The 10,232-nt window shown below is 68.3% G+C and carries 9 protein-coding genes and 1 tRNA gene; 5 read left to right on the top strand and 5 right to left on the bottom strand.

The window, feature by feature from the left end; genetic code table 11:
- Window positions 1-9: 9 nt before the first annotated feature.
- On the top strand, window positions 10-873 hold the full coding sequence (locus tag ACT6XY_RS00615) for a helix-turn-helix domain-containing protein (protein ID WP_444746404.1): 864 nt from the start codon (window positions 10-12) through the stop codon (window positions 871-873).
- Between the two features lie 6 nt (window positions 874-879).
- On the opposite strand, the gene ACT6XY_RS00620 is transcribed toward ACT6XY_RS00615, so the two are convergent.
- Both ACT6XY_RS00620 and ACT6XY_RS00625 read right to left on the bottom strand, forming a co-directional pair.
- Window positions 880-1,659, bottom strand: a complete 780-nt coding sequence (locus ACT6XY_RS00620; RefSeq protein ID WP_444746405.1) for a DUF1365 domain-containing protein — start codon at window positions 1,657-1,659, stop codon at window positions 880-882.
- Entirely contained in the window at window positions 1,656-3,023 is a 1,368-nt protein-coding gene (locus ACT6XY_RS00625) for an NAD(P)/FAD-dependent oxidoreductase (RefSeq protein WP_444746406.1), read from the bottom strand. Before ACT6XY_RS00625 ends, ACT6XY_RS00620 begins: the two co-directional genes overlap by 4 nt.
- A 199-nt stretch (window positions 3,024-3,222) precedes the next feature.
- On the opposite strand from ACT6XY_RS00625, the gene ACT6XY_RS00630 reads away from it, so the two are divergent.
- The 4 genes from ACT6XY_RS00630 to ACT6XY_RS00645 are packed head-to-tail and all read left to right on the top strand — an operon-like array spanning window position 3,223 to window position 6,234.
- Window positions 3,223-3,762: a sigma-70 family RNA polymerase sigma factor gene (locus tag ACT6XY_RS00630; protein WP_444746407.1), complete on the top strand. Its 540-nt coding sequence runs from the start codon at window positions 3,223-3,225 to the stop codon at window positions 3,760-3,762.
- Between the two features lie 2 nt (window positions 3,763-3,764).
- On the top strand, window positions 3,765-4,391 hold the full coding sequence (locus tag ACT6XY_RS00635) for a ChrR family anti-sigma-E factor (protein ID WP_444746408.1): 627 nt from the start codon (window positions 3,765-3,767) through the stop codon (window positions 4,389-4,391).
- Window positions 4,388-5,197, top strand: a complete 810-nt coding sequence (locus ACT6XY_RS00640; protein WP_444746409.1) for a DUF1295 domain-containing protein — start codon at window positions 4,388-4,390, stop codon at window positions 5,195-5,197. The genes ACT6XY_RS00635 and ACT6XY_RS00640 overlap by 4 nt, the downstream gene beginning before the upstream one ends.
- A gap of 5 nt (window positions 5,198-5,202) precedes the next feature.
- Window positions 5,203-6,234: an SAM-dependent methyltransferase gene (locus ACT6XY_RS00645; protein ID WP_444746410.1), complete on the top strand. Its 1,032-nt coding sequence runs from the start codon at window positions 5,203-5,205 to the stop codon at window positions 6,232-6,234.
- Between the two features lie 7 nt (window positions 6,235-6,241).
- On the opposite strand, the gene ACT6XY_RS00650 is transcribed toward ACT6XY_RS00645, so the two are convergent.
- The 3 genes from ACT6XY_RS00650 to secA all read right to left on the bottom strand — a co-directional run bounded on the left by ACT6XY_RS00650 (window position 6,242) and on the right by secA (window position 9,752).
- Window positions 6,242-6,655, bottom strand: a complete 414-nt coding sequence (locus ACT6XY_RS00650) for a DUF2177 family protein (protein ID WP_444746411.1) — start codon at window positions 6,653-6,655, stop codon at window positions 6,242-6,244.
- 108 nt (window positions 6,656-6,763) lie between these two features.
- Window positions 6,764-6,839, bottom strand: a tRNA-Ala gene (locus ACT6XY_RS00655).
- Window positions 6,840-6,962: 123 nt separating this feature from the next.
- Window positions 6,963-9,752: a preprotein translocase subunit SecA gene (gene secA / locus ACT6XY_RS00660; protein WP_444746412.1), complete on the bottom strand. Its 2,790-nt coding sequence runs from the start codon at window positions 9,750-9,752 to the stop codon at window positions 6,963-6,965.
- Window positions 9,753-10,232: the final 480 nt, after the last annotated feature.

Raw genomic sequence — 10,232 nt, forward strand, 5'->3', positions numbered from 1 at the left:
TATTGCGCCATGCTTCTCAAGCCGTTGAATCCCGACAGCGGCGGCAGGATCGAGCACAGCATTGTCGCGTCCTGGCCCGGTTTTGTCGCAAGGACCAGCCGGCGGAAGACAGACTACAGCATCAGCTATGCCAGCCATCCGTCCGAACATTACCTCGCACTGCATCATTTCTCGCGGCGCGAGGGTGAGACACGGGTCGACGGCCTGCCCGGTTCCTCGCTGAGCGACCTGCGCGGCAAGCTGACCCAGATCCCGGCAGGCTGCGGCGCACAGGGCTGGACGGTGGGTCCCTCGAACGAGGGCCACGTGACCATGATGTTCTTCGATCCGGGCCAGCTCACCTCCGATATCGGCCGGATGTATGCCTCCGCCAGCGTGCGGCCGAAGCTCTATTTCGAGGATCCGGATCTGATCGACGCCATGACGCGGCTGGACCGCGTGCTGACCGACGGCGACGGTCTTACCGATCTCTATGCGGAATCCATCGGCCTGTTCATCGCCGCGCGGGTGCTGGAACTGTCGCGGCTGGACCAGGCGCCGGAGAGAACGGCGCTCGGCACAAGGTCGCGCATGGCGATGCTGGACGACTATCTGCGCGCCAATATCGGCAGCCCGGTTTCCATCGACGACCTGGCGCAGCTCGCGGGCCTCTCCCGCTTCCACCTGATCCGCTCGTTCCGGGACGCTTTCGGAGCGACGCCCTACCAGTATTTCCTGCGGCTCAGGATGAACGAGGCGCGGCGGCTGCTGACCGCGACCAGCCTGCCGGTGGCGCAGGTGGCGACCAAGGTGGGCTTTTCCAGCAGCACCCAGTTCGTGAAGATGTTCCGCGCCATGGAGGGCGTCACGCCCGGCAGCATCCGCCAGCGTTGAGCGGGCTCAGCCGGACTGCCGGCCGACGGTGACGTCGCCCGCTGCCGGGCCGGGATGGCGGATCAGCCGGATGCGCTTGGCTAGCAGCAGCAGGGCGTGCCAATGGATCGCCGCCGTGACCTTCAGCGTGAGCAGCGGGTGGGTCGCGAGCAGGCGCAGCAGGTTGCCGTCGGTCAGGTCCCGCCGTTCCCCGGCCAGCGATGCGAAGAGCATCGGCCCGTCCCCGTCGCTCGCGGCGATCTGCAGCGCGACGTCGTCACCCGGCGGCACGAGGCGGAAGCGATAGGCCATGTCGCGGGTCAGGAAAGGCGAAACGTGGAAGGCCTTGGCGCTGTCCTGCACGATGGGGCGGGCCTCGCCTTCCGCGGCGATCAGGTAGGAATGGATCTCGCCGAAGGTGTTGTGCACCTCGTAGATCGTCGCTGCGAGCGCGCCGTCCGGCCGGTGGCAGAAGAAGACGCTGATCGGATTGAACCCGTAGCCGAGCACGCGCGGCATGGTGAGGAGGCGGATGGCGCCGCCGCCGGTGTCGATGCCGGCCTCGGCCAGTCGCGCCTCGATCTGCGGCCTAAGCGGCCGGCCGGAGCGGTCGCCGTAGTCGGCGGTGCGGAAGGAAAAGAGGTTGCGGCGGTCGCGCGAGAAGACCTTCAGGCGGCGGTCGAGCGTGTCGATCTCGTCGACGTCAAGCAGCATCCAGAAGACGCGGTAGGACAGCGCATGGGGGCGCGGCCGGATGCGGCGATGCTCCACCCGGCCGACATAGAGCGCCGAGGCGGGGGCGGTCACGCCACCTCCGTCAGGGGGAGGGCCGGCGGGCGGCGCACGATGCGGCCGGAATCGTCCGCGACCGACCAGGGCCGCTTGAGGCCACCGAGGTCCTCGGCGACGGCGAGGCCCGCCTGCAGCCCGTCCTCGTGGAAGCCGGCGCCGAAATGGGCGCCGCAATACCAGGTGTTGCGCAGGCCCTGCAGCGACCACAGGCGCGACTGCGCGGCGATGGCGGCGCTGTCGAAGAGCGGGTGCTCGTAGGTCTCTGTGCGCAGCACGGTCTCCTCCCGCGGCGGCCGCGGAGGATTGAGCGTCACGAAGAACTGCTTGTCCATCGGCAGGTGCTGCAGCCGGTTCATCCAGTAGGTGACGGCGCAAGGCTCGTCCGGTACGCGGCGGTCGCCGATGTGGTTCCAGCTCGACCAGGCCGCACGGCGGCGGGGCATCAGCGCCTCGTCGGTGTGGAGCACCGCGACGTTGCGGCTGTAGCGGAAGGCGCCGAGCAGGGCGCGCTCCTCTGCGGAGGGATCGGCCAGCATGGCGAGCGCCTCCTTGGCATGGGTCGCTACCACGACCTGGTCGAAGCGGCGGGACCAGCCATCCTCGCCGTCGAGGATGACCCCGTCGGACAGGCGCCGGATGCGGGCGACCGGCATGTTGGAGCAGACCTCGCCGGAGAAGGCTTCCATCAGCTTCGCCACATAGGCGCGGCTGCCGCCGGTGACGGTGCGCCAGGCGGGGCGGCCCGACAGCTTCAGGAGCCCGTGATTGTCGTGGAAGCGGATGAAGGCGCTGGCCGGGTAGGAGAGGATTTCGGCGCAGGGCGCGGACCAGATGGCGCCGGCCATGGGCAGCAGGTGGTCGTCGCGGAAGGCAGTGCCGTAGCGGCCGGCCTTCAGGTAGTCACCGAGCGAGATCGGATCGTTCTCCAGCTCCGCCGCGTCGCGCGTGGCGCTGCGGTAGAAGCGCAGGAGGTCCTGCAGCATCGACCAGAAGCGCGGGCTGACGATGTTGCGGCGCTGGGCGAAGAGGCCGGCGAGGCCCGTCCCGGCATATTCGAGGCGGCCGCCGTCGAGGGAGACGGCGAAGGACATCTCGGTGGCGAGCGAGGGCACGTCGAGATGGTCGAGGAGGGCGCAGAAGTTCGGGTAGGTCGCCTCATTGAAGACGATGAAGCCGGTGTCGACTGCGACGTTCTGGCCGCGGGCGCCTGGCACCGTGACGGTGTTGGCATGGCCGCCGAGCCGGCCGTCGCGCTCGTAGAGCGTCACGTCATGGGCCTGCGACAGGAGCCAGGCTGCGGACAGGCCGGAAACGCCACTCCCCACCACCGCGATGCGCTGCTGCCGACCACCACCCGATTGCATGCCGTATTCCTGCATTCCGTTGTCTTGGTTATGTCTACGCCAGCGAAAGCCCGCCGGTTCAGCCTAAGGGGCCGCATCCGAAAAGGAAGCACCGCGACTGATCCGGTGCCGCGGATGCCGCGTAGAGGGCGACATGATGGTTGCTCTTGCGATACATTCTGAAATGTCGGTCCCGCTCTCCCGCGGGCCGCGCAGACGTGCCGGTGCCGCCCTGATGGATGCCAATGCCCTGATCCAGTCGATTGCCCAATCGTCCGACAGGCAAGCGTTCGTCAAACTGTTCGACCATTTCGCGCCGCGGGTGAAAGCCCTGCTGATGCGCCAGGGCACCCCGGCGGACCTCGCCGAGGAGCTCGCGCAGGAAACGCTGCTGATGGTCTGGCGGAAGGCGGCGCTGTTCGACCCCACGCGTGCGGGGGCCTCGACCTGGATTGCGGCGATCGCCCGCAATCTGCGGATCGACGCCGCCCGGCGCGAGAAGCGGTCGCGCCTGCCGGACGTCCTCGACATTCTCCAGGGTGAGGAGCCCGAGCAGCCAGACCAGGTCTTCGACGGGAGCGAACGCGACTCCCGTGTCAGGGCCGCCCTCACCTCCCTGTCCCCCGATCAGCTTCGAGTCGTCCAATTGGCATTCATGGAAGGTCTCAGTCATCAGGACGTGGCCAAACGCCTGTCCATCCCGCTCGGCACCGTCAAGTCGCGCCTGCGCCTCGCGATGGCGCGAATGCGCGGCTCCCTGGAGGATCTGCGATGAGCATGTCCCATCGTCCGTCCGACGAAACCCTGGCGGCCTTCGCCGCCGGCCGCCTCGACGAGGGGCTGGCGCTGGTCGTCGCCGCCCATGTCGAGATCAATCCGCAGACGCGGCGTGATCTCGCGGACATCGACGCGCTCAGCGGCGCCTTCCTCGACGAGATCGAGCCCGAGCCCATGGGCGTCGACGCGCGCAGCCTGTCGATCGCGATGCCGCCGCGTCCCGCCGAGCGGCCGAAGCGTCCGGCCGCGCCGCATGACGCCGCCGGTCTTGCCGTGCTCGCCCCCTACACGCTGGGACGCTGGCAGAGCGTCGGCCGCGGCGTGGCGTTGCGCCGCGTCGAGGTGCCGAGCTCCGAAGCGCGCGTCTTCATGCTGCGGGCCCAGCCGGGCACCCGCCTGCCTGCGCACCGCCATACCGGGGCGGAGTGGACCACGATCGTCGCGGGTGCCTACCAGCACGAATACGGTCGCTATGCCGCCGGTGATTTCGACGAGGCCGACGACCGCCACGCCCATACCCCCGTGGTCGACCCGCGGGAGGGCTGCACCTGCATCGTCGCGCTCACCGGCAACGTCCGTTTCGAGGGGATGATCGGACGCCTGCTGCAGCCCTTCGTCCGCCTGTGACGGGATTGTCGTTCCTCGCCGCCCTGGTCTTCATCGTCGCCGCCATGAGCGTGATCATGGCGGCGGCCTGGCTGATCGAGAAGCGGACCGGCAATTCCGGCTGGATCGACGTCACCTGGACCTTCGGCGTCGGCGGCACGGCGCTTGCCGCCGCTCTGCTGCCCTTCGGCGCAGGGCCGTGGGAACGGCGCCTGCTCGTCGGTGCCATGGCGCTCGCCTGGGCGCTGAGGCTCGGCCTGCACATCGCCGGCCGGACGCGCGGGATCACCGACGACGCGCGCTACGCCAAGCTCAGGCAGGACTGGGGGGCCGACGCCTCCTGGCAGATGTTCCGCTTCCTGCAGATCCAGGCGGCGGCGAGCGTGCCGCTGGCGCTCGGCATCGTGCTCGCCGCCCACCGGCCGGCACCGCTCGGCTGGCAGGATGCGCTGGGGATCGCGGTCTTCGCTGCGGGCTGGGCGGGCGGTGCCATCGCCGACCGGCAGCTCGCCGCCTTCGTCGCCGACAAGAACAAGCGCGGTCCGATCTGCGACGTCGGCCTGTGGCGCTACTCGCGCCATCCCAACTACTTCTTCGAATGCGTGCTCTGGGCCTCCTACGCGGTCATGGCGCTCGCCTGGAGCGGCCATCCCTTCGGCTGGTTCGCGCTGCTCGCGCCCGCCTTCATGACGCTGCTCCTCACCCGCATCTCCGGCATTCCTCCGCTCGAGGAGCACATGCTGCGCAAGCACGGCGCCGCCTTTGCCGACTACCAGGCGCGCACCAGCGCCTTCATCCCCTGGCCGCCGGGCAAGACGAAAGGCTGAACGCGGTGTCCCTTCTCGCAGGCCTCATTGCCTGGGGCGAACGCGCCCCTGTCCCCGATGCGCTGACCCGCGCCGCCATCGCCTGGCTGGTCGGGCGGACCGACCGGAACCTGTCTTCCGCCACCGCGGCCGACGACGTGGCCTTCGCCGCCTCCATGGCGGGCTATCCCGTGGCGGTGCACACCGACGCCGCCAATGCCCAGCATTACGAGCTTCCGCCGGACTTCTTCGTCCGGACCCTCGGTCCGCAGCGGAAATATTCGTGCTGCTACTACGAGGGCCCCGAGACCACCCTCGCCGAGGCGGAGACGCGGGCACTCGACCTCACCATGGATCATGCCGGCCTCGCCGACGGCCAGCGCATCCTGGAGCTCGGTTGCGGCTGGGGCTCGCTCTCCCTCGCCATGGCCCGCCGCTTTCCCCGCGCCTCGATCACCGGCGTGTCGAATTCGCACGGCCAGCGCCGCTTCATCGAGGCCGAGGCGGCCCGCCTGGGGCTCGCGAACCTCACCATCGTCACCGCCGACATGAACGGTTTCGCGCCCGAGGGCCGCTTCGACCGGATCGTTTCGGTGGAGATGTTCGAGCACATGGCGAACTGGCGCGACCTGCTCACGCGTGCCGCCGGCTGGCTGGAGGCGGACGGGCGGATGTTCATCCACGTCTTCACCCACCGCACGGGCTCCTATCGCTTCGACAGCGCCGACAAGACCGACTGGATCGCCCAGCACTTCTTCACCGGCGGGCTCATGCCCTCACACGGCCTCATCCGCCGGTTCGACGATCTCTTCACGGTCGAGGAGGAATGGCGCTGGAGCGGCGAGCACTATCGCCGCACCGCCGAGGACTGGCTGGCCCTGTTCGATTCCCGGCTCGACGAGATCGATCCGATCCTCGCGCGTGTCTACGGCACCGACCAGCTCGCCCTGTGGCGGCGGCGCTGGCGGCTGTTCTTCCTCGCCACCAGCGGGCTGTTCGGCCATGCCGGGGGGCAGAGCTGGGGCATCAGCCACTACCGCCTGAAGCCGGTGCGCTGAGAAGCGCCTAGATCCAGCCCGCCGAGGCGAGGAGCCGCAGGGCGGCATAGGCGCCGCCGGCGACGAGGGCTGTCGCCACCGCGCCATAGACGATGTCCACCAGCGTGAGCGTCAGCGTCCAGACGCGCAGGGTGGCATAGTTGGTCAGGTCGTAGGTCGCATAGGCGAGGAGCCCGAGAAAGCCACCATTGACCAGCGCCATCTGCAGCGAGCCCGCCGCGTAGGCCGGCAGCACGGCGAAGTGGACGACGCCGACGGGGAACAGGAAATAGAAGACGAGGGCCGGGGCCCAGCGCAAGTTGTCCAGCATCAGGCTGCCGAGCGTCGGCCGGTAGAGCACCCGGCCCATGATCGAGAGCCAGACGGCGTCGAGAATGCCGAAGACGATCAGCGCGGCCGCATAGGCCGAGAGAAATTGCATGGTCCGGATCCCCGATGAATATAGAGGATACGACGAAAGGAGGGCGTGCGGTTCACGCGAGGCGTTCCGTTAGGGAGACGAGGCAATGGGACAGGCAGAAGAGCGGGCTGGTGGAGCTAGGGGGATTCGAACCCCCGACCTCTGCAGTGCGATTGCAGCGCTCTCCCATCTGAGCTACAGCCCCGCCCGCGAGCGCGCCTTTTAGGGCGTGCCGGCATTCCGGTCAAGGCGTTCCGCGCGCCGCGCTGCGGCTTTCGGCGGACGCGCCCGGACGCGAAGGGCGCCGCACCCGGCGCCCTTCCTCAACTCACACATACTGCCCGTGGCAGTGCTTGAACTTCTTGCCCGAACCGCAGGGGCAGGGGTCGTTGCGGCCGACCTTGCCCCAGGTGGAGGGATCGTTCGGATTGCGCTCGGCGGTAGGCGCGCCGCCGCCCTGCGCCTGGAACGATCCGCCGGAGGCGGCCCCCATCTGGGCGAACTCGTCCATGCCGGTCATCGGGTCGATGTGATGGGCGGTCATGGGCGGCAGGTCCGGCATGGGCGGCGGCTCCTGCAGTTCGACGAGGGCGAGCTGCTGGGTCGTCATCTCGCGGAGCTTGGCCATCAGCCCCTCGAAGAGCTGGAAGGCCTCGGACTTGAACTCGTTGAGCGGATCGCGCTGGGCATAGCCGCGCAGGCCGACTACCTGGCGCAGGTGGTCGAGCTGGACGATGTGCTCGCGCCAGAGATGGTCGAGCACCTGCATCACCACCGCCTTCTCGATCTGGCGCATGATGTCGGGGCCGAAGCGGGCGGCCTTGGAGGCCATCATCTCGTCGGCGGTCTTGGTGATGCGCTCGATCACCTCCTCGTCGGCGATGCCCTCTTCCTTGGCCCATTCGTCCACGGGCAGGTCGAGGTTGAGGACGCGGTAGATCTCCTCCTTGAGGGTCGCGGTGTCCCACTGCTCGGCATAGGCGTCCGGCGGGATGTAGGTGTGCACCAGGGTCTCGATGACGCCATGGCGCATGTCCTGCGTCATGTCGGAGAGGTCCTGCTGGCTCATCAGCTCGATGCGCTGCTCGAAGATGACCTTGCGCTGGTCGTTGGCGACGTCGTCGTACTTGAGGACGTTCTTGCGCAGGTCGAAGTTGCGGGCCTCGACCTTCTGCTGCGCCTTCTCCAGTGCCCGGTTGATCCAGGGATGGACGATGGCCTCGCCCTCCTTGAGGCCGAGCTTGGTCAGCATGCCCTCCATGCGGTCCGACCCGAAGATGCGCATCAGGTCGTCCTGCAGGGACAGGTAGAACTTGGAGCGGCCGGGGTCGCCCTGGCGGCCGGAGCGGCCGCGCAGCTGGTTGTCGATGCGGCGGCTCTCGTGGCGCTCGGTGCCCATGATGTAGAGGCCGCCGGCTTTCAGGGCGCGCTGCTTGAGATCGGTCACCTGGCGGCGGATGGCCTCCGCCTTCTCCTGCTTTTCCGGACCGTCCTCCATGTCGGCGAGCTCGGCCTGAATGCGCATGTCGGCATTGCCGCCGAGCTGGATGTCGGTGCCGCGTCCCGCCATGTTGGTGGCGATGGTGATGGCGCCGGGAACGCCCGCCTGGGAGACGATGAAGGCCTCCTGCTCGTGGTAGCGGGCGTTGAGCACGGCGAAGACGCGCTCGCCCGCCGTGCCCTGGTCGCCGTCATAGAGCGGCGCGAAGGCCTGGGGGTCGTCGAGGTCGACCTGCTTGAAGCCGGCCTGCTTCAGCATCTCCGCGAGGGTCTCGGACTTCTCGATGGAGGTGGTGCCGACCAGCACCGGCTGGCCCTTGGCGCGGGCCGCCTCCACCTCGGTGATGATGGCCTGGTACTTGTCCTGGACGGTCTTGTAGACCTCGTCGTCCTCGTCGAGGCGGGCGATGCCGCGGTTGGTCGGGATCTCGACCACCTGCAGCTTGTAGATGTCCATGAACTCGTCGGCCTCGGTCAGCGCCGTGCCGGTCATGCCGGCGAGCTTGCCGTACATGCGGAAATAGTTCTGGAAGGTGATGGAGGCGAGCGTCTGGTTCTCGGGCTGGACCTGGACCCGTTCCTTGGCCTCGAGCGCCTGGTGGAGGCCTTCCGAATAGCGGCGGCCCGGCATCATGCGGCCGGTGAACTCGTCGATGATGACCACCTCGCCGTTGCGGACGATGTAGTCCTTGTCGCGCTGGAACAGCTTGTGGGCCTTCAGCGCCTGGTTGACGTGGTGGACGGTCGAGACGTTCTCGACGTCGTAGAGGTCGCCCTTGACGTAGCCGGCCTCGACGAGGGCCTTCTCCATCTTCTCGTTGCCGCTCTCGGTGAGGGAGGCGGTGCGCTGCTTCTCGTCGACCTCGTAGTCCTCCTTGTTCAGGACGGGGATGAAGCGGTCGATGGTGGCGTAGAAGTCGGAGCGGTCGTCGAGCGGGCCGGAGATGATGAGGGGCGTGCGCGCCTCGTCGATGAGGATGGAATCGACCTCGTCGACGATGGCGTAGAAGTGGCCGCGCTGGACCATCTCCTGCACCGTGTACTTCATGTTGTCGCGCAGGTAGTCGAAGCCGTACTCGTTGTTGGTGCCGTAGGTGATGTCGCAGGCATAGGCGTCGTGGCGCTGCTGGTCGTCCATGCCGTGGACGATGGTGCCGGTGGTCATGCCGAGGAAGCCGTAGACCTTGCCCATCCACTCGGCGTCGCGCTTGGCGAGGTAGTCGTTGACGGTGACGACGTGGACGCCCTTGCCGGCGAGCGCGTTGAGATAGACGGCGAGGGTGGCGACGAGAGTCTTGCCTTCGCCGGTCTTCATCTCGGCGATGGCGCCCTCGTGGAGCACCATGCCGCCGATCAACTGAACGTCATAATGGCGCTGGCCGAGGACGCGCTTGGCCGCCTCGCGGACGGTGGCGAAGGCGGGGACGAGCAGGTCGTCGAGGGTCTTGCCGGCGGCGAGCTGCGCCTTGAAGGCGTCGGTGCGGGCACGCAGGGCCTCGTCCGACAGCGCCGCGAGCTCGGGCTCCAGCGCGTTGATGGCATCGATCCGCGGACGGTATCCCTTGATGCGGCGATCGTTGCCGTTGCCGAAGATCCTGCGGGCGAGCGCGCCGAGCATGTGCGTTCCTTACACTTGGGCGGGAAGAGAGAGGCATCGAAACGGTTGGTCGCACCGTCCGTTCCGATGGTTCACGCAAGCCCTTCAGCCCCGTCAGGCGGTCTCGGAGCGCCCCGTGCGCCCCGTCCTCCGGTCCCGGCGGGATCATCGTCGACGGACGCACGGATTTCCGCAGCGGCCCGGCAACCCGCGACAGATATGGACGGTGCCAAGGGTTGTCAATTCAAGCCGAAACGGGCATTGCTGCGGCAACCGGCGGGATCCGTCAGGAGTTGTGCACGCGTCAACCGCCCCGTGCTTTCGCACCGTCTTCCTTCAAAGCGCCACACGTGCCCGTCAAGCACGCCCTCCCGTGACAAAAGGCTCGACCCTTCCATGACCGTCCGCTCGCTCCTGTCCCTCGCCGCCTTGACGCTGGCGCTCGCCGGACCGCTGGCCGCCCAGACCCCGCCGGCTGCGACGCCCGCGCCGGCTCCGGCC

This window comes from Phreatobacter sp. (assembly GCF_052440005.1).
In the GTDB taxonomy this organism is placed as follows: Bacteria; Pseudomonadota; Alphaproteobacteria; order Rhizobiales; family Phreatobacteraceae; genus Phreatobacter.

Excerpts from the sequence above, each read along its gene's own strand:
- ACT6XY_RS00615 (WP_444746404.1), top strand. The coding sequence starts at position 10 with ATGCTTCTCAAGCCGTTGAATCCCGACAGCGGCGGCAGGATCGAGCAC.
- ACT6XY_RS00625 (WP_444746406.1), bottom strand. The coding sequence starts at position 3,023 with ATGCAGGAATACGGCATGCAATCGGGTGGTGGTCGGCAGCAGCGCATC.
- ACT6XY_RS00630 (WP_444746407.1), top strand. The coding sequence starts at position 3,223 with ATGGATGCCAATGCCCTGATCCAGTCGATTGCCCAATCGTCCGACAGG.
- ACT6XY_RS00635 (WP_444746408.1), top strand. The coding sequence starts at position 3,765 with ATGTCCCATCGTCCGTCCGACGAAACCCTGGCGGCCTTCGCCGCCGGC.
- ACT6XY_RS00650 (WP_444746411.1), bottom strand. The coding sequence starts at position 6,655 with ATGCAATTTCTCTCGGCCTATGCGGCCGCGCTGATCGTCTTCGGCATT.
- secA (WP_444746412.1), bottom strand. The coding sequence starts at position 9,752 with ATGCTCGGCGCGCTCGCCCGCAGGATCTTCGGCAACGGCAACGATCGC.